Source organism: Pseudomonas sp. TMP9, assembly GCF_037943105.1.
Lineage (GTDB): Bacteria > Pseudomonadota > Gammaproteobacteria > Pseudomonadales > Pseudomonadaceae > Aquipseudomonas.
In genome coordinates, this window is the sequence record NZ_CP149803.1 from 1,412,217 (window position 1) to 1,430,107 (window position 17,891).

Below are 17,891 nucleotides of genomic sequence, written 5' to 3' on the forward strand. Positions count from 1 at the left end.
ATGCTCCGTGATTTATTGTTATTCGCCTGGATGGCTAGTGAGGATGGGTATCGCTGTGCTCAACCTGCGCGATCCGCCCCATCCTAGGGTTGTGCCATTAAGCGTCGTGGGCGTCGATCTCCACCAGCAGTTGCCGGTTTTTCACCTGATCACCACGGCTTACGCTAACTCGGCGGACCACGCCATCGATGCTGGCTTTAAGCGGGTGTTCCATCTTCATCGCTTCCAGCACAACCAACAGCTGGCCTTTGCTGACGGTGCTGCCTACCTCGACCAACACCTCGACAATCGCCCCATCCATCGGCGCCTTAACGCTGCCTGAGCCTGCACCCGCTTGACTGCTGACGGGCTGATGGGTGATGTCCAGCAGCTGCAGATTACCGTTGTGGCCATACAGCCAGAGGTTGTCGCCATCCAAGTGGTAGGCCAGGCGTTGACGAATACCGTCCAGCTCCAAAGTGGCCCAGCGACCATCACTGGCCAGCAGCGTGAGGTTGATCTGTTGTTCGCCGAGTGTGAGCAACAGACGAGGTTGTGCGCCGTCAGCAGCTACGTGCACATCCACCGTAAAGATTTGCTCGCCATGTTTAAGCACAAAGCGCCAAGGCGCACTGCCGGCATTACGCCAGCCGGCAAGGCCGTTTTGATGGGCGCGCGCATTGGCCGATCGCTGCAACAGCAAGGCTGCAGCAATGGCCAGTTCATCGGCAGCGGGCGCTTGCGGGCTGAGGCTTGGGTCGGTGGCAAAATGCTCAGCGATAAACGCAGTGGTGGCATTACCAGCGGCGAATTCGGGATGGCTAAGCAGATTGGCGAGGAAGCGCTGATTGCCATTCACGCCCAGCAGCACGCAATCCTCCACCGCGCGCACCAGCTTGCGCCGCGCCTCTTCACGGGTGGCGCCATAGGCGATCACTTTGGCCAGCATCGGGTCGTAGAACGGGCTGATAACCTGGCCTTCAACCAGGCCGTGGTCGATACGGATGCCGTCACGCAGCGCGGGTTCCCAGCGCAATGCGGTGCCGGTCTGCGGCAGGAAATTTTGCGTGGCGTCTTCAGCGTACAGGCGCACTTCCATGGCGTGACCGGTCAGACGAATGTCTTCCTGCTTGAGCGGTAACGGTTGGCCCTCGGCGACGCGAATTTGCCATGCGACCAGATCCTGGCCGGTGATCAGCTCCGTCACGGGGTGTTCAACTTGCAGACGGGTGTTCATTTCCAGAAAGAAAAACTCGCCGCTCTGATCCAGCAAAAACTCCACTGTGCCCGCGCCCACATAATCAACCGATGCGGCTGCTTTGACCGCCGCCTCGCCCATGGCCTGACGTAACTGCGGCGTCATCACCGGGCAGGGCGCTTCTTCAACCACCTTCTGATGGCGGCGTTGCACCGAGCAGTCGCGTTCGCCTAGGTAGACGATATGACCGTGTTGGTCGCCGAACACTTGGATTTCCACATGGCGTGGCTGGATCACCGCGCGCTCGAGAATCAGCTCGCCAGAACCAAAGGCGTTCTGCGCCTCGGAGCGCGCGGTGCGGATCTGTGCCAACAGTTCGCTGGGCTCATGCACCAAGCGCATGCCACGCCCACCGCCGCCGGCGCTGGCCTTGATCATCAGTGGGTAGCCGATGCGCGCAGCCTCTCGGCTTAGGGTTTCGTCGTCCTGGGCCTCACCTTCAAAGCCTGGGATGCACGGCACGCCGGCTTCAAGCATGGCAATCTTCGACAGGCGCTTGCTGCCCATCAAGTGAATGGCCTCTACCGTCGGGCCGATAAAGACGATGCCTGCCGCTTCACAAGCGCGGGCGAAATCAGCGTTTTCAGAAAGGAAACCGTAGCCGGGATGAATCGCATCGGCTCCAGTTTTTTGTGCGGCCGCGATGATGTTGTCGATCAACAGGTAAGACTGATTGACCTGCGCTGGGCCGATGCACACGGCTTCGTCAGCCAGCTGCACATGACGCGTATCCGCGTCAGCCTCGGAGTACACGGCCACCGTGCGGTAGCCGAGGTCTTGGGCGGTGCGCATCACTCGGCAGGCAATTTCCCCGCGGTTGGCGATCAGGATTTTGTTAAAGGCGGGCATCTGTGTGCTCCTGCTAGACGTAGCCCGGATGCATTCCGGGGTTGGTTTTCCCGGAGTGCATCCGGGCACCTGCAATTCATTCCTTCTCCCGCAAGCAGGAGAGGGGCGTTATAACTGCGCCCATTTGGGCGTGCGTTTTTGTACAAAAGCCATTGTGCCTTCAACACCTTCGGCGCCGGTTACGGCGGCCGCGAACTGTTCAGCGGCGCGGTCCAACAGTGGGCCGATCGCCTCGTTTTCTGCGGCTAACAACAAGGCTTTGGTTTGCGCGTTGGCGTGCGGCGCACAGCTGCGCACCTGGCTTAGGCACTGTTGCAAGCGCGCTTCGATGGCATCGTTACTGGCTTCGCTGAAGTGCACCAGGCCAAGGCGCTCTGCCTCACTGCCATTGAAACGCGCAGCGGTCAGGGCTAGGCGGCGGGTGTGGGTGAGGCCGATCCGTTTAACCACAAAGGGTGCGATCTGCGCCGGCAAAATGCCTAAGGAGGTCTCTGGTAAACCGAACTTGGCATCTTGGTGACAAATCGCGACATCGGAAACGCAAGCCAAGCCGAAACCACCGCCCAGAACCGCGCCTTCCAGTACAGCAATTAGCACCTGTGGCGTGTTTTGCGCTTCTTCCAACAGGCTGCCGAAAGCGCGATTCAGGTTGCGATAAGCATCATCACCGGCAGACCGAGCTCCGGCCATGTCCTTGATATCGCCACCGGCGCAGAAGTGCCCACCAGCGCCGCGCAGCACGATGGCGCGCACGTTCAGATCATTGCGCAGGCTTTCCAGTACTGCACGCAGCTCCGTAACCATGGTCAGGCTCATGGCATTGCGGCTGTCCGGGCGGTTAAGGGTCACATGCAGCATGCCTGCCTCAAGGGTAAGCAGCAGGGTTTCGCAGTTTGGTAGGTCGGCCATGGCAGGTTCCTTGATGTATTGGCAAAGAGGGCGGCCGTAGGGTGGGTCACGCTTTATTGACCCACCGAGCGGTGCCACGGTGGACGTAAAAAGCGACGTCCACCCTACGTGTGTCTGCTCTTAGCCCTTCTTTTTGCCCGGCAGAATGCCCATCAGCTTGCAGATAATGCCCAGCATGATTTCGTCGGCACCGCCGCCGATGCTAACCAAACGGACGTCGCGGTAGGCGCGCGAAACGGTGTTGTCCCACATAAAGCCCATGCCGCCCCAGTATTGCAGGCAGCTGTCGGTGACTTCACGGCCCAAACGGCCCGCCTTTAGCTTGGCCATGGAGGCCAGGTTGGTGACATCTTTGCCGCGTACGTACTGCTCGGTGGCCTGGTAAACCAAGGCGCGCAGGCATTCAATTTCAGTCTGCAGCTCGGCCATGCGGAAGTGGATGACCTGGTTGTCGATCAATGCGGTGCCAAACGTTTTACGCTCTTTGCAGTAATCAATGGTGGCGTTGATGCAGTGCTCCAGACCTTTGATCATGTTGGCCGCACCGAACAGGCGCTCTTCCTGGAACTGCAGCATCTGCATCATAAAACCGGCGCCTTCATGGCCGATGCGGTAGCGCTGCGGCACGCGCACGTTGTCAAAGAACACCTGGGCGGTCTCCGAGCTGCGCATGCCGAGTTTTTCCAGGTGCGGGCTAAGGGTGATGCCCGGCGTATTCATTGGCACCATGATCAGCGACTTGTTGACGTGCGGCTTGTCGTCGCTGGTGTTGGCCAGCAGGCAGATAAAATCAGCACTCGGCGAGTTGGTGATCCACATCTTGCTGCCGTTGATTACATAGTCATCGCCATCTTTCTTGGCGGTGGTTTTCAGCCCGGCCACATCGGAGCCGGCGCCCACTTCAGAGACGCCGATGCAGCCGACCATCTCACCGCTGATAGCTGGGCGCAGAAATTGCTCACGCAGCTCGTCAGAGCCGAAGCGGGCCAGGGCTGGGGTGCACATATCCGTCTGCACGCCGATGGACATTGGGATGCCGCCGCAGATGATGGTGCCGAACTCTTCTGCTGCAACGATTGAGTAGCTGTAATCCAGGCCCATGCCGCCGAACTTTTCCGGCTTGGAGATGCCCAGCAAGCCGAGGTCGCCGGCCATTTTAAAAATCTCATGGGTGGGGAAGCGCCCAGCTTTTTCCCACTCTTCAACGTGTGGGTTGATTTCTTTGTCGACGAAGTTGCGGACTGTACGGCGTAGCTCTTCGTGTTCTTGAGTGAAGATCATTGTTTCTCTCCGGATGATTACAGGCGGGCTACGCCGAACGAGTTGGTTTTAAGGGGGCGTATGGCGGCTTCGGCGCAAATATCCAGCAAATAGCCAAGCAATTTACGCGTATCGCGGGGGTCGATCAGGCCGTCGTCCCACAGGCTGGCCGTGCCGTAGAGCGCGGTGGACTGGCTGTCGAGTTTTTGTGCGGTGACGGTTTCCAACATATCGAGCATCTTTGGATCGGCTTCTTTACCTTCCTTCAAATGCTTATCTTCGGTGACGATGCGCAATACTTTGCCGGCCTGTGCGCCGCCCATGACGGCGGTTTTACTGTTGGGCCAGGCGAATATAAAACGGGGGTCCAGCCCACGGCCGCACATGGCGTAGTTACCCGCGCCATAGGAGCCGCCGACCACGATAGTCAGCTTAGGTACGGTGGCGTTGGCCACTGCCTGGATCATTTTTGAGCCGTGTTTGATCACGCCCTGTCGTTCCGATTCGGTGCCGACCATAAAACCTGTGGTGTTATGAAAAAACAAAATCGGCGTGTTGCTCTGCTCGCACAGCTGAATAAATTGCGCGGCTTTAGCTGCGCCCTGTGGCGTGATCGGACCGTTATTGCCGATAAAGCCGCAGGGTTGACCTTCGATCTGTAAGTGACCGCATACGGTTTGGTTGTCGAACTCATTTTTGAAGTCGAGAAACACTGAGCCATCAGCGATACGGGCGATAACTTCGCGCACGTCGTAGGGTTTTTTCGCATCAGAGGGGACGATGCCAAGCAGCTCTTCGATGGCATACAGCGGCTCGCGATAGGTCTTGGCCGGGCGCGCCGGTAATTGAGCATTCCACGGCAACATGGCGACAATTTCGCGGGCCATGCGCACGCCGTCAGCGTCATTTTCAGCGAGGTATTCGGCGGTGCCAGCGACTTGGGCGTGCATCTCTGCACCGCCTAATTGCTCGTCCGTGGCAATTTCACCCGTGGCAGCTTTCAGCAAGGGCGGGCCAGCGAGGAACATCTTGGCCTTGCCGCGTACCACCACTACATAATCAGACAAACCGGGCTGATACGCCCCACCGGCTGTGCTAGAACCGTGCACCACCGTGATTTGCGGCAGGCCCATGGCCGACATACGGGCCTGGTTGGCAAAGCCGCGTGCGCCTTCGATAAAGATATCGGCGGCGTAATTAAGGTTGGCGCCGCCACTTTCCGCCAGGGTGACCACGGGCAGTTTATTCTCGACGGCAATTTGCTGCAGGCGCAGGGTTTTTTTCAGGCCGGTGGGGGAGATAGTGCCGCCTTTGATGGCGCTGTTGCTGGCGGTTATCAGGCAACGCACTCCCGCAATGTAGCCGATGCCGGAAATAATTCCGCCACCGGCCTGGGTGCCATCCTTATCGTCATGCAGCTTGTAGCCTGCCAGCGACGACAGTTCGAGAAACGGGGCGCCTGGGTCAAGCAGCAGGTTAAGGCGCTCACGGGGCAGCAATTGGCCGCGCTTGTCGAATTTGGCCTTAGCATCGGCCGCCTTGTTTAGGCAGGTCTGTTCAATGTCACGGAAGCTGGCCACGGCGGCGAGCATCACCTCGCGATTTTTGGCGAAGTCCTCACCCTGTACGTCGATCTCGGATTGAATCACCGGCATGCTGCTACTCCTGATCTTTCAAAACATCAGGCACATAGGCCCGGTGGAAGCCGTTATAAGACTCGCTATTTTTCGCCTTGCCCAACGTCCACGCGCGGGTGCCTTGGCTCGCTGCACCGTCGATACGAATGGTGTTGCCGCTGATAAAGTTAGCCCCGGGGGTGAGCAGAAAGACGATGGCCGCCGCTACTTCTGACTCGCTGCCGATGCGCTGCAGCGGCACGTGATCTTTGAGGTTGCGGATCATGGTTTTCATTGATTCGGGGTAGGTGTCCATACCGCTGGAGGCGATCCAGCCAGGTGCAACGGCATTCACCCGCACCCCCGCGTGACCCCACTCATAGGCGGCGGTCTTGGTGAAGTTTTCCATACCCGCGCGTGCTGCCCCGGAGTGGCCCATGCCGGGCATGCCGCCCCACATGTCAGCGAGCATGTTGACGATGCTGCCACCATGCTTGCTCATGCTCTGCATAAACACTTCTTTGGCGATCAGAAAGCCGCCGACCAAGTTGGTGCGCACCACCGTTTCAAAGCCCTTTTGGTTGATACCAACCAGCGGCGCGGGGAATTGGCCGCCCGCATTATTGACCAGGTGGTGGATCTGCCCGCGTTCGGTGACTACCGTTTTAACCATGGCCTTGACGGCGTCTTCGTCGCGGATGTCGCACACCTGCACGCTGGCGCTGCCGCCATCGGCGTTAATTTCGCTGCAGGTGGTTTCGAGTTTTTCCAGCTTGCGCCCCACCAGCACCACATGAGCGCCTAGGTGAGCGAGTTCATGAGCGGTGCAACGGCCAATGCCGCTGCCGCCACCGGTGACCAGAATGGTCTGACCGTTGAACAGACCGGGTTTAAACACTGAGTCGTAGCTCATGTCGAATACGTGCCTTTTTTAGGGTGGGTTAGCCGCGAAGCGGCGTAGCCCACCATGGATCTGTGCCTCGTTACCGGCTTGGCTGAGGCTTTCGGTGGGTTACGCCTACGGCTAACCCACCCTTCGTTTTATAGGTGTTCGGCGATGGCCTTGGGCACCGGGATTGGGAACTCCAGCAGCTGTTGTGCGAAGGCTTTGCCCTGCGGGTCAATACGCAGGGAAGCAATACCGCCACCGCCTAGGGCGTTCTCCAGCAAAAAATTCAAGCTGTGGCTGGCGGGTAAATACCAACGGGTTACCGTGCTGCTTTGTGGGTCGAGGGCGTGTTGCATCCATTCGGCCACGGCAGCCTCGGTCAGCGCAGCCGCGATCCACGCCAGATACTCGGGCTTTCTGGCCATCACGCCGATATTGCTGTGGTTACCCTTATCGCCGGAGCGCGCCACTGCCAGTTTGATTAGCGGCACTGTGGTATCGGCTTTACCGGTTGGCAGCGGGGCAGGTATGTCGCGGGCGATCTGCGTGCTATCGAGTACCGCGATCTGCGGCAGTGCAACGGGCGTACGTTGACCGTTTATTTCCACTTCCAAGGCGCAGGCCTGTTTGTCTGCGAGGAAGCTAAACAGTCGGATCACCGGGTAAACAGTGGGACGGCCACCGACGATGCCGGTTAGGCCCGGTGCCATGCCGGTGGCGGCTTGAGCGATCTCACGGGAGAACAACACCAGCGCTTCTTTCTTGGCATGGCGTACGGCGATCTTGATGACAATTTCGCGGGTGTCAGTGCGTTGACCTTGAGCGCCGTAAGTGGCTTCCGAACCCAGCAGTTCAATGCTGACTTCTTTGTAAGGCCCCCAGCCGCGCTCAGCGAACATCTCTTCGGTCTTGTTGATAATTGCTTGGCTAACGCGCTCAGCTTTTTTCACCGCATCAATGCCCGCCATCAGGCAGCTGGCGGTGCAGCGAAAGCCGTCTGGATGAGTGGCGCTGACTTTGTATTGATCAGTGGGCGGCAGGCCATGTGCGCCTTTAAGTGACACATGATTTTCACCGACCTGCGCGAGTTCGACGTGGGTAAAGTCACACAGCACATCAGGCAGGTAATAAGCCCGTGGGTCGCCAATTTCATAGAGCATCTGCTCACCGACCGTAAACGGTGTAATCAAGCCGCCGGTGCCTTGGGGCTTGCTGACAACAAAACTGCCATCAGCGGCGACTTCCACCACGGGAAAGCCGATATGCTCGTAGTCGGGTACGCTTTGCCAATCCGTGAAATTACCACCGCTGCATTGCGCGCCACATTCGATAATATGCCCGGCCAGCGCTGCTTGAGCGAGGCGGTCGTAATCGCTCCACGCCCAATTGAATTCATGCACCAGCGCGGCGCTGACCACTGCGCTGTCGACGATGCGGCCGGTGATGACGATATCGGCACCGGCTTGCAGGGCCGCGACGATGCCCGGTGCGCCAAGGTAGGCATTAACCGAGACGCAAAAGGGCGGTAACGCCGCACCGGTAAACATCTCCACTGTGCCGGCCTTGGTCAGCTCGCCAAGTTTGCTTTGCAGGTTGTCGCCATGCAGCACGGCAATCTTCAAGTTGACGCCAGCCTGTTCACACGCGGCTGCCAGGGCAGCCGCGCATGCACTGGGGTTAATCCCGCCAGCATTGCTGATTACGCAGATTTTTTTCGAGGCAATATCAGTCAGCAGCGGGGCGAGTGTTTCGACAAAATCAGTGGCGTAACCGGCGTCCGGTTTTTTCATCCGTGCGCCAGCCATGATCGACATGGTCACTTCGGCCAGATAGTCGAATACCAAGTAATCCAGTTCGGTGCCCTTTACGAGCTGGGCGGCGGCGGTGCTGGTGTCACCCCAAAAGGCGGAAGCGCAGCCGATGCGTACGGTTTTAGTCATTGGGATAGGTCCGCAACACATGAATAAGGTGAGTTGAAGGCTACCAAGCAAGCGCTTGGTTTAAAAGCCCTTCGCTGTATTTTCTTTGCTTAATTCTGCCCAAGCGCTTGCTTGGGTGGCTAGCGCAGCATAAATTTAATCAATAACGACAAGCACTTGGGCGCAAACACAGAAGGTTTTGGGTCCAGGGCAATAAAAGCTGGAGAATTTTTAGCGTGGATGATCAACAAGCGCAGGCGGTGATGCGGGACCTGGTGGCCAGTGGGCAAGTCACCGACCCGGACAGCGCACGTGGCAAACTGCTGCAAACCGCAGCACATTTATTCCGCAGTAAGGGCTATGAGCGCACCACGGTGCGTGATTTGGCCAGTGCTGTAGGTATTCAATCCGGCAGTATTTTTCATCACTTTAAGAGCAAGGATGAAATTCTGCGCTCAGTGATGGAGGAAACCATTCGCTACAACACGGCCCTGATGCAGGCGTCTTTGTCCGAGGCCAGCGATTTACGTGGGCGCGTGTTGGCGCTGATTCGCTGCGAGCTGCAATCTATTATGGGCGGCACCGGTGAGGCGATGGCGGTGCTGGTGTATGAATGGCGCTCGCTGTCAGAACAGGGCCGGGCGGTTGTCCTCGAGCTGCGCGACACCTATGAGCAGCTTTGGTTGACGGTACTCAGTGAGGCGAGGGCGGCCGGTTACTTTAAGGCGGACCCCTTTATCATGCGTCGCCTGCTCACTGGCGCGCTGAGTTGGACCAATACCTGGTTTCGCCCGGAGGGGGCCATGTCGTTAGATCAGCTGGCCGAAGAGGCGTTGTCACTGGTTATTAAAGAAATCTGAGTAGATTGAGCTACGCTTGGATGGCAATTTGATAGTATTTTGGCGCCAACATATTTGAGTGCTTAGGTTCACTCAATCAACCACTGCATTTAGCCTGTTCTGAGGTCCTCTCTTGGCCATGCTGATTAAACGTATGCTATTGACGCTTATGCTTTCAGCGGCCTGTGTTGCCCAGGCCGCTACAGAAATCAGAGTGGGGGCTTACCACTTTCCGCCCTATTTGATTAAGCCGGAAAGTGCGGGTGCAAGTGGCCTGCTGCCAGATTTGCTGAAAGCGTTTAATCAACTGCAGGGTGAATATCGCTTCACCCTTGTGGCCACCTCAGCGATGCGCCGTTACCGCGACCTGCAAAGCGGTCGCTTCGATCTAATCCTTTTCGAGTCGCCCGCGTGGGGCTGGCAGCACATAGCCCACGAATCCTTGGGGCTGCATATCGAAGATGCTGAAGTGTATGTGGCGCGGGCGCAGCCGGATCGCGATCAACGCTATTTTGATGACTTCACGGGCAAGCGTATGGCCCTCTACAGCGGCTATCACTACAGCTTCGCTGGGTTTAATTCGGACAGGCAGTTTTTGACTGAGCACTTCAATGCGCTGCTGACCTATTCCCACGACAGCAACCTAACAATGTTGCTGCTTGGCCGTGCTGATATTGCCTTGATACCGCGTTCTTACATGCGCACTTATCAACAGCGCTACCCTGAGCAAAGCACGGCGCTGCTGGTTTCCGATCGCCCCGATCAGGTTTATCAGCATCAGGCTTTATTTCGCCTGCAATCAGCCATTTCCCCGCAGGTATTTGACGCTCTACTTGAACAGCTTAATAGCGATCAACAACTGGAAAAATTGCTTGGCCGCTACAATTTACGCAGCACTCCGACGCCGAGCCGCGAGTGAAAGCCTGAGGCACGCTGACCTGAGGAAACTGAGGGTTGTAAGGTTGATTGTTGTGAGGGGTGAGCCGCACTGGCAATTTGGTCAGCGTTGTGTGGGCTGCGTTGCGGCGACTTAATGCAGCCACTGCTCAAGATTGACTGCGGACCCCGTGGGCAGAGCTTGAGCAGGCCGCTGTATCAGTAATTAACCACCGATTGACCCCGCGCAGGGCCGACATATCAGTCGCCTGCACCCCGCTCGTGCGGTGAGCGGGAGTTAATTCTCGCGGGAATCTTTGGCTTCTTGTTCAAGCTCACGCAAATGGATTTGCTTGAGTTGCTCCTCGCTTAGTGGCAGCGGTTTAGCGGTGCGTAGCACCATCATCAGGCCGCCAGCGATGGAGCCCAGTACCAGAAGTAACAACAGCCAGATATACCAAGGCATGGGCAGTTCCTCATTGGTTTGGATCTGCACCATAACCTGTTGTCGGCTGTTCTGTCAGGGCAGCCGCCGCGATTTGATCGCTAGCGGCGGACCTGCTTTAGGGTTTCCGCGATCAGGAAGGCCAGTTCCAGCGACTGGTCGGCGTTCATCCGTGGGTCGCAGTGGGTGTGGTAACGATCGGACAAGCCTGCCTCGGTGATCGGCCTCGCGCCACCAATGCATTCAGTGACGTTTTGCCCGGTCATCTCAATATGGATGCCGCCGGCATAGCTGCCCTCCGCTTGGTGCACGGCAAAAAACTGCTTCACCTCATTAAGAATCTGCGCAAAGTCGCGCGTCTTATAGCCACTGCTGGCCTTGATAGTGTTGCCGTGCATCGGGTCAGAGCTCCACAACACCTGGCGGCCTTCACGTTGAACGGTCTGGATCAGGCGCGGCAGGCCGGCTTCGACTTTATCAGCGCCCATGCGCACGATCAGGTTGAGGCGGCCGGGATCGTTGTCCGGGTTAAGGATGTCGATCAGGCGGATCAGGTCTTCGCTGCTCATGCTCGGGCCGACCTTCACCCCAATTGGGTTGCCGACACCGCGCAAAAACTCAACGTGCGCGCCGTCCAGCTGCCGGGTGCGATCGCCAACCCAAAGCATATGCGCCGAACAGTCGTACCAACCGCCCGTCAGGCTGTCCTTGCGCACAAAGGCTTGTTCGTAATTCAGCAGCAACGCTTCGTGGGCGGTGAAGAAGCTGGTTTCACGCACTTGGGTGGCGCCGTCCATGCCGCAGGCGCGCATAAAGGCGAGGGTCTCGTCGATGCGCCCAGCCAACTGGCTGTACTTCTCGCCTAACGCGGAGTTAGCAATAAAGTCGAGGTTCCACTGGTGCACCTGGTGCAAATCAGCAAAGCCGCCTTGAGCAAAAGCGCGCAGCAGGTTCAGTGAAGCGGTGGACTGATGGTAAGCCTGCAACAGACGCTCTGGGTCCGGTACGCGACTTTTCTCATCAAAACCGATGCCGTTGACAATGTCACCGCGGTAGGCAGGCAGGGTGACGCCGTCGATGGTTTCATCATTGGCCGAGCGTGGCTTGGCGAACTGGCCAGCCATACGGCCAACTTTCACCACCGGGCAGCCAGCGGCGAAGGTCATGACGATAGCCATCTGCAGCAACACCTTGAAAGTGTCACGGATTTTTAGCGTGGAAAATTCGGCAAAGCTCTCCGCGCAGTCGCCACCCTGCAACAAGAACGCACGACCCTGGGTGACTTCAGCAAACTGACGGCGCAACTCTCGAGCTTCCCCAGCAAACACCAGCGGCGGGTAGCTGGCGAGCTTTTGCTCGACGTCTAGCAAGTGCGCGGCGTTTGGGTAAATGGGTTGCTGCTGGATAGGCTTGGTTTTCCAGCTTTCAGGGCTCCAGGGTTGCGACATTAAGGCTCTCGGCTTTGGTCAAATTGGGCGGACTGGCATGTTAACCGATAAGCCGCATGCTTCAAGCCGATAGGCTCGATAGAGCTGCTGCATGATGACGCACGCTTTATTTTGATCGCGCAGCGTGAACGCCTCTAGGTGCTAGTGGCTGGGCAGCGCGGGGCAGTTGGGCATGAGCGGGGCACGGTCGATTGCGTGTTGGCGCAGTTGACGCGCTGTACACAGCCCATGGGACCCGCACCGATAATGGTGTACGTGGCAGAACTCGATGCGTTCTTCTTGGTTTAGCTGTGCGGCGGCCACAGTGCAGAAGGCAAGCTGGCTAATTATTGCGTGACCCCGGTGGGGTACCTCAATGACAATTGCTGCCGTTACCTAGGTTAAAATAATTTGGGATATCAAGGTGGAGAGGGGTGCATGCCAGGTTTACCTCCGGTTGGTCAGATGCCGGATCCGTTATTGATCGCCGAAGTGCACGACGCCTTCGGAGTTATTCAAGTGGTCGAAATGGGTGCTTACCGTTTTCTTGAATTCGGTGAGGCGATCGAGCAGAGCTGCGTCTATATGCCTGACCCGAGCTGGCTGGAGTACGACTACACGCGTGCCATGCTGCTCGGCGCGTTGTGCCATGAGCATCCCGAAAGTGCGTTGTTTCTCGGGCTCGGTGCCGGCAATCTGACCCAGGCGTGTTTGAAGTTTTTACCACTGGACGATGTTGAAGTGATCGAGTTGCGTGCCGATGTGCCGCGTCTGGCTATGGAGCATATGGGCCTTGCTGACGACCCTCGGCTGACCATTCGCATCGGTGATGCGCTGGAGTTGCTGGAGAGTGCGGAAAAGACCGACTTGCTATTTGTCGACCTGTACACCGACCACGGCCCGGCGACGGGGCATCTGGCTTGGCGTTTTCTCGAAAACTGCCAGAAGCAGCTCAACCCCGGCGGTTGGTTGATCATTAATCAATGGGCTGGCAATGACGGCAAACCCCTTGGTGCGCCGCTGCTGCGTGGTCTTTATCACCGGCATTATTGGGAATGCCCGGTGAAGGAAGGCAACGTGGTGCTGCTGGTGCCGGCTGACCTTGAGCAGCAGATTGACCCCGATGAGCTGCGTCGGCGCAATGCCTTGCTGGCGCCGCAGTTTGGTTATTCGCTGGAGTCATTGATTAAGGCGCTGCGCCCAGCGACTTAAGGGCCTGTTGAGGGTCTGCTGCGCGTCTGCCCTGCTGCCTTAAAAGCAGGCTTGCAGGGTCTTGGCGTGTGATCGCGTAAATTCAGTTTCTTCGAAGCCCGGCGGCTGATTGCGTTCAGCGCCCTTTAAAGTCCCCCGCGCGCCGCTCCAGCATGGCGTTGACGCCTTCCTGCGCATCTTCGCTGGCCATCAATCGAGTTACCGTGGCGTGCAAGCCGGCCGCTGCAGCTGCAGGCCCTTCAACCACAGCCTGACGTGCTGAGGCCAGCGTAGCCTGCACACCCAACGGCGCCTGAGCGGCAATCCGTTCGGCCAGTATGAGTGCCTTGGGCAGTAACTCTTCGCTGGCTACAACTTCTTGCACTAAGCCGAGGCGATAGGCCTCATGGGCATCGAACTCATCACCGGTCAGCAACCAGCGCATGGCATTGCCCCAGCCTGCCGTTTGATGCATACGCAAGGTGGCACCGCCGAAGGGGAAAATACCGCGTTGCACTTCCATTTGGGCAAAACGGGTGTTGCTGGCGCACAGATTAATGTCTGAGGCGAGCATCAGCTCAATGCCAATGGTGTAGCAGTAGCCTTGCGCGGCGACGATCACCGGTTTGCTCACCCGCGGCCCGCCAAAAACGCCCCAAGGGTCGCAACCGCCTTCGGGTATTTGCCAGCCAGCGGCAAACTGCGCCGCCACGTTGGCCAAGTCTAGACCTGCGGTGAAGTGTTCGCCATGGGCAAATACCAAGGCCACCCGGGCATCGCTGTCACGCTCAAACTCACCATAAGCCCGGCACATGTCGTCTAGCAGGGGCAAATCGAACGCGTTACGTTTGCTTGCCCGGTCTAGACCGATCATCATGATTTGGCCGCGTTTTTCTCGGCTGACGCGGCCGCTGGTGCTTTGGGTCATGGCGGTGAGTTCCTTGTGCGCGGGTTGAGTAAATTCAGCTGCAGGGTTATAGCTGACAGTTGCAGGCTATCAGAGCATGGCCACCAAGCACGTTATTGGCACTATTAATGACCTATTTTTGCTCTGTTTCAGTGCTTATTTTGCAAAACCAGCCACATCGGCCAGGTTTTCAGGTATATTGCGCGCCGGTCAATTCATGGCCACGTTCAGGTAGTACAACTCGCCCGAAGGTTAACTTTGGCAGTTAGTCCCTTTTGCGGACTATCCTTGACGATTCATTTATCACACGTTTTCGCAAATCCCCGCCGACATGGCTGCCAGGGTGACTTTCGGGTCTTACACGGCATGCGCAGCTTTGGAATATGGGTCTTTGCGGATGCACTAGAGGCAGACCCATGACCCAGGAAATCGGCGGCTTCGCCGCTCTCGATCTACACCCCAATGTTCTCGCTGCTGTTATTGCCACCGGCTATGAAGAGCCATCGGCTATTCAGATTCAAGCAATTCCAGTGATCCTTGCCGGCCACGACATGATCGGCCAAGCTCAGACGGGTACCGGTAAAACCGCTGCCTTCGCCCTGCCAATCCTCAGCCGCATTGACCCGGCCAAGCGTCAGCCACAAGCGCTTATCCTGGCGCCGACGCGTGAGTTGGCGCTGCAGGTTGCCACCGCGTTTGAAACCTATGCCAAGCAAATGCCTGGCGTTAGCGTTATTGCTGTTTACGGCGGCGCCCCGATGGGTCCGCAGCTGAAAGCCATTCGCAATGGTGCGCAAATTGTTGTGGCCACACCGGGTCGTCTGGTTGACCACTTGCGTCGTGACGAAAAAGTGCTGTCGACTATTCAGCACTTGGTTCTCGACGAAGCCGACGAAATGCTCAAGCTGGGCTTCATGGATGACCTTGAAGTGATCTTCAAAGCCATGCCGGAAAGCCGTCAGACGGTGCTGTTCTCCGCCACGCTGCCGCACTCGATCCGTGCTATTGCTGAAAAGCACTTGCGTGATCCTAAGCACGTCAAAATCGAAACTAAAACGCAGACCGTAACTGCCATTGAGCAGGTGCACCTGATGGTTCACGCCGATCAGAAGCAAGCTGCCGTGCTGCGTTTACTCGAAGTCGAAGAGTTCGACGCACTGATCGGTTTTGTGCGCACCAAGCAAGCCACCTTGGACCTGGCCTCCGCGCTGGAAGCTAAGGGTTATAAGGCTGCCGCACTCAACGGCGATATCGCGCAGAACCAGCGTGAGCGCGTTATTGAGTCGTTGAAAGATGGCCGTTTGGACATCGTGATTGCAACCGACGTTGCCGCTCGTGGCCTCGACGTACCGCGCATCACTCACGTGATGAACGTGGACATGCCATACGACCCTGAGTCCTACGTGCACCGTATTGGCCGTACTGGCCGTGCTGGCCGTACAGGTCGCGCCCTGCTGCTGGTGACGCCGCGTGAGCGTCGCATGCTGCAAGTTATTGAGCGTGTTACCGGTCAAAAAGTCGGTGAGGTAAAGCTGCCAGACGCCAAACAGGTACTGGATGCACGCATCAAAAAACTAACCAACAGCCTCGCGCCGTTGGTGGCTGATGCTGAAGCCAGCCACGGTGAGTTGCTTGATCGCCTGACTGCTGATATCGGTTGCAGCCCGCGCGCGCTGGCCGCAGCCCTGCTGCGCAAGGCCACCAATGGCCAGGCACTGACTCTGGCTGAAGTTGAACGTGATCAGCCATTGGTGCCCGGCAGCAGCGGCGGTCCGCGTGAACGTAGCGAGCGCAGCAGCGAACGCAGCGAACGTCCTGATCGCGAAGGCAGCCGTGAGCGTCGTGCTCCAGTACCGCTGAGTGAAGGCAAAGCGCGTTGCCGTACCGCCTTGGGCGCTCGTGACGGTATCGCCGCGAAAAACCTGCTGGGCGCCATTCTTAATGAAGGCGGTTTGGTCCGCGAAGACATCGGCCGCATTCAGGTGCGCGAGAGCTTCAGCTTGGTCGAACTGCCGGAAGATGGCCTTGAGCGCCTACTGACTAAGCTCAAAGACACCCGTGTTGGCGGTAAGCCGTTGAAGTTGCGTCGTTATCGCGAAGATTGATCTTCGCTGAATAAAGAACCCCGCTCCGTGCGGGGTTTTTTATGGCTGTTGCTCGGCGAGGTGTTGAGGTTAACGGTCGACGTTTGAAATCTTTAGCCGTGAGCTTGCTTGCGCTGCTTTTTATAAAGCCCAATTGTCAGTGCGCGGGTGGCTGCAAAAAGCTTTGCGCCGATCATCGATTAGCCGAGAGATAGCCTTTTATGCGACTTTTCCGCTTGGTTTAAGGCAGGATATTAAGCTCGATATTAACCGGAGGCGGTATGCACGCAGACTTTTGGCAAACGCGCTGGGCGCGCAGAGAAATTGGCTTTCATCTGCCCCAGGTTAATCCCTATCTGCAACAGTACTGGCCGACGCTGGGCTTGCCGGTGGGTACACAGGTGTTGGTGCCGTTATGCGGCAAAAGTTTGGATCTGGCCTGGTTAGCCGGGCAGGGATTTGCAGTGGTTGGCGTTGAGCTGGCGCAGCGTGCCGTCGAAGATTTCTTCAATGAGCATGGGCTTGAAGCGCACGTCAGTCATGAGGGTGCGTTTCAGGTTTATCGAGCGGGCGCCGTGACCATTTATTGTGGGGATTTGTTCGCCCTAGAGTCCAAGCACGTGGCGCAGTGCAGCGCGTTGTATGATCGCGCCGCTTTGATTGCACTGCCGCAGGCAATGCGCGAGCGCTATGTGGCGCACTTGTCGCAGATTCTGCCCGCCGGCTGCCAGGGCGTATTGGTAACCTTGGATTACGACCAAACGCAGATGCAGGGGCCGCCTTTCGCGGTGGCTGATGCTGAAGTGCAGCGCTTGTTTAAACCGGCTTGGCAACTGCAAAGCCTGACCAGCGCCGATGTGTTGGGCGAGAACTGGCGGTTTCTTAAACGCGGCCTTAGCCGTTTGGATGAGCGGGTGTACCAGCTTACACGGCAATAAAGATATGAGCTAAAGCAGGATCGCTCAGCCGCTTTAGTGGTGACTGAGCGATCCACTTGGGCAGCTTATCGTCACAACGCTTCGACGGTGATTGTGTCGAACACCTCTGGCGTCAACGCCGCCAAGCCATGGCTTTCAAGCACTTGACGCGGATGTTGCTCACCGGGAAGGCTGCTGTCGATCATGCTCAAAAGCTGCAAGCCTCGCGGGGTCAGTACAAAATTCTCACCATTGCCGCCCTCAATTTCTGGGCGTGGGGCGATAAAACCAGCCTCCAGCAACTGTGCTTCGTAGCGTGTGGCTTGCGCCTTAAGTGCATCAACATCACTGACAGGGTGCCCGGTTTGATCTGAGTGGGCGGCTAATTCTTGTGCATAGAGGCGCGGCGCAAAATGCTCATCAGCAGACTTTTGCACCTCAAGCAGCAAGCGTTCGATTAGATCCCAGTTGTAGTGCATATGATTGCCCCCCAGAATTTTTAAACCCGGCGCAAGGCCGAGGTCAG

The 17,891-nt window shown here is 57.6% G+C and carries 15 protein-coding genes; 5 read left to right on the forward strand and 10 right to left on the reverse strand.

The window, feature by feature from the left end:
* Positions 1-97 precede the first annotated feature (97 nt).
* The 6 genes from WF513_RS06705 to WF513_RS06730 all read right to left on the reverse strand — a co-directional run bounded on the left by WF513_RS06705 (position 98) and on the right by WF513_RS06730 (position 8,700).
* Positions 98-2,086, reverse strand: coding sequence for an acetyl/propionyl/methylcrotonyl-CoA carboxylase subunit alpha (locus WF513_RS06705; protein WP_339082633.1), 1,989 nt, complete (start codon positions 2,084-2,086; stop codon positions 98-100).
* 108 nt (positions 2,087-2,194) lie between these two features.
* Complete coding sequence (locus WF513_RS06710) at positions 2,195-2,995, reverse strand: enoyl-CoA hydratase-related protein (RefSeq protein WP_339082635.1); 801 nt, start codon at positions 2,993-2,995, stop codon at positions 2,195-2,197.
* A gap of 120 nt (positions 2,996-3,115) precedes the next feature.
* Entirely contained in the window at positions 3,116-4,276 is a 1,161-nt protein-coding gene (gene atuD / locus WF513_RS06715) for a citronellyl-CoA dehydrogenase (protein ID WP_339082637.1), read from the reverse strand.
* A gap of 17 nt (positions 4,277-4,293) precedes the next feature.
* A complete protein-coding gene (atuC, locus tag WF513_RS06720; RefSeq protein ID WP_339082639.1) occupies positions 4,294-5,910 on the reverse strand; it encodes a geranyl-CoA carboxylase subunit beta in 1,617 nt (538 codons plus the stop codon).
* A gap of 4 nt (positions 5,911-5,914) precedes the next feature.
* Complete coding sequence (locus WF513_RS06725) at positions 5,915-6,784, reverse strand: SDR family oxidoreductase (protein ID WP_339082641.1); 870 nt, start codon at positions 6,782-6,784, stop codon at positions 5,915-5,917.
* Positions 6,785-6,912: 128 nt separating this feature from the next.
* Entirely contained in the window at positions 6,913-8,700 is a 1,788-nt protein-coding gene (locus WF513_RS06730; protein WP_339082643.1) for an acyclic terpene utilization AtuA family protein, read from the reverse strand.
* A 215-nt stretch (positions 8,701-8,915) separates the two neighbouring features.
* On the opposite strand from WF513_RS06730, the gene WF513_RS06735 reads away from it, so the two are divergent.
* Positions 8,916-9,539, forward strand: coding sequence for a TetR/AcrR family transcriptional regulator (locus WF513_RS06735; protein WP_339082645.1), 624 nt, complete (start codon positions 8,916-8,918; stop codon positions 9,537-9,539).
* A gap of 133 nt (positions 9,540-9,672) precedes the next feature.
* Positions 9,673-10,437, forward strand: coding sequence for an ABC transporter substrate-binding protein (locus WF513_RS06740; protein ID WP_339082647.1), 765 nt, complete (start codon positions 9,673-9,675; stop codon positions 10,435-10,437).
* Between the two features lie 255 nt (positions 10,438-10,692).
* On the opposite strand, the gene WF513_RS06745 is transcribed toward WF513_RS06740, so the two are convergent.
* Together WF513_RS06745 and WF513_RS06750 are read right to left on the reverse strand one after the other, a co-directional pair.
* Positions 10,693-10,860 carry a DUF2897 family protein gene (locus WF513_RS06745; RefSeq protein WP_339082649.1) on the reverse strand — a complete coding sequence of 56 codons (168 nt, stop codon included), beginning with the start codon at positions 10,858-10,860 and terminating at the stop codon, positions 10,693-10,695.
* 80 nt (positions 10,861-10,940) lie between these two features.
* Positions 10,941-12,287: a 3-deoxy-7-phosphoheptulonate synthase class II gene (locus WF513_RS06750; RefSeq protein ID WP_339082651.1), complete on the reverse strand. Its 1,347-nt coding sequence runs from the start codon at positions 12,285-12,287 to the stop codon at positions 10,941-10,943.
* Between the two features lie 417 nt (positions 12,288-12,704).
* On the opposite strand from WF513_RS06750, the gene WF513_RS06755 reads away from it, so the two are divergent.
* Positions 12,705-13,478, forward strand: coding sequence for a spermidine synthase (locus tag WF513_RS06755; protein ID WP_339082653.1), 774 nt, complete (start codon positions 12,705-12,707; stop codon positions 13,476-13,478).
* Positions 13,479-13,593: 115 nt separating this feature from the next.
* Here the strand turns inward: WF513_RS06755 and WF513_RS06760 are convergent, their stop codons facing one another.
* The gene (locus tag WF513_RS06760) at positions 13,594-14,385 is read right to left on the reverse strand and encodes a crotonase/enoyl-CoA hydratase family protein (RefSeq protein WP_339082655.1); all 792 of its coding nucleotides are present in this window, start codon (positions 14,383-14,385) and stop codon (positions 13,594-13,596) included.
* A gap of 362 nt (positions 14,386-14,747) precedes the next feature.
* Between WF513_RS06760 and WF513_RS06765 the strand changes: the two genes are divergently transcribed.
* Both WF513_RS06765 and WF513_RS06770 read left to right on the forward strand, forming a co-directional pair.
* Complete coding sequence (locus tag WF513_RS06765) at positions 14,748-16,469, forward strand: DEAD/DEAH box helicase (RefSeq protein ID WP_339082657.1); 1,722 nt, start codon at positions 14,748-14,750, stop codon at positions 16,467-16,469.
* Positions 16,470-16,729: 260 nt separating this feature from the next.
* Positions 16,730-17,386: a thiopurine S-methyltransferase gene (locus WF513_RS06770; protein ID WP_339082659.1), complete on the forward strand. Its 657-nt coding sequence runs from the start codon at positions 16,730-16,732 to the stop codon at positions 17,384-17,386.
* A 71-nt stretch (positions 17,387-17,457) separates the two neighbouring features.
* Here the strand turns inward: WF513_RS06770 and WF513_RS06775 are convergent, their stop codons facing one another.
* Positions 17,458-17,844 carry a transcriptional regulator gene (locus WF513_RS06775; RefSeq protein WP_339082661.1) on the reverse strand — a complete coding sequence of 129 codons (387 nt, stop codon included), beginning with the start codon at positions 17,842-17,844 and terminating at the stop codon, positions 17,458-17,460.
* Positions 17,845-17,891: the final 47 nt, after the last annotated feature.

What these genes read in the sequence shown, in the direction of transcription:
- WF513_RS06705 (WP_339082633.1), bottom strand. Translation starts at nt 2,086, where the DNA reads ATGCCCGCCTTTAACAAAATCCTGATCGCCAACCGCGGGGAAATTGCC.
- WF513_RS06745 (WP_339082649.1), bottom strand. Translation starts at nt 10,860, where the DNA reads ATGCCTTGGTATATCTGGCTGTTGTTACTTCTGGTACTGGGCTCCATC.
- atuC (WP_339082639.1), bottom strand. Translation starts at nt 5,910, where the DNA reads ATGCCGGTGATTCAATCCGAGATCGACGTACAGGGTGAGGACTTCGCC.
- WF513_RS06770 (WP_339082659.1), top strand. Translation starts at nt 16,730, where the DNA reads ATGCACGCAGACTTTTGGCAAACGCGCTGGGCGCGCAGAGAAATTGGC.
- WF513_RS06730 (WP_339082643.1), bottom strand. Translation starts at nt 8,700, where the DNA reads ATGACTAAAACCGTACGCATCGGCTGCGCTTCCGCCTTTTGGGGTGAC.
- atuD (WP_339082637.1), bottom strand. Translation starts at nt 4,276, where the DNA reads ATGATCTTCACTCAAGAACACGAAGAGCTACGCCGTACAGTCCGCAAC.
- WF513_RS06740 (WP_339082647.1), top strand. Translation starts at nt 9,673, where the DNA reads ATGCTATTGACGCTTATGCTTTCAGCGGCCTGTGTTGCCCAGGCCGCT.
- WF513_RS06750 (WP_339082651.1), bottom strand. Translation starts at nt 12,287, where the DNA reads ATGTCGCAACCCTGGAGCCCTGAAAGCTGGAAAACCAAGCCTATCCAG.
- WF513_RS06755 (WP_339082653.1), top strand. Translation starts at nt 12,705, where the DNA reads ATGCCAGGTTTACCTCCGGTTGGTCAGATGCCGGATCCGTTATTGATC.
- WF513_RS06765 (WP_339082657.1), top strand. Translation starts at nt 14,748, where the DNA reads ATGGGTCTTTGCGGATGCACTAGAGGCAGACCCATGACCCAGGAAATC.
- WF513_RS06710 (WP_339082635.1), bottom strand. Translation starts at nt 2,995, where the DNA reads ATGGCCGACCTACCAAACTGCGAAACCCTGCTGCTTACCCTTGAGGCA.
- WF513_RS06775 (WP_339082661.1), bottom strand. Translation starts at nt 17,844, where the DNA reads ATGCACTACAACTGGGATCTAATCGAACGCTTGCTGCTTGAGGTGCAA.
- WF513_RS06760 (WP_339082655.1), bottom strand. Translation starts at nt 14,385, where the DNA reads ATGACCCAAAGCACCAGCGGCCGCGTCAGCCGAGAAAAACGCGGCCAA.
- WF513_RS06725 (WP_339082641.1), bottom strand. Translation starts at nt 6,784, where the DNA reads ATGAGCTACGACTCAGTGTTTAAACCCGGTCTGTTCAACGGTCAGACC.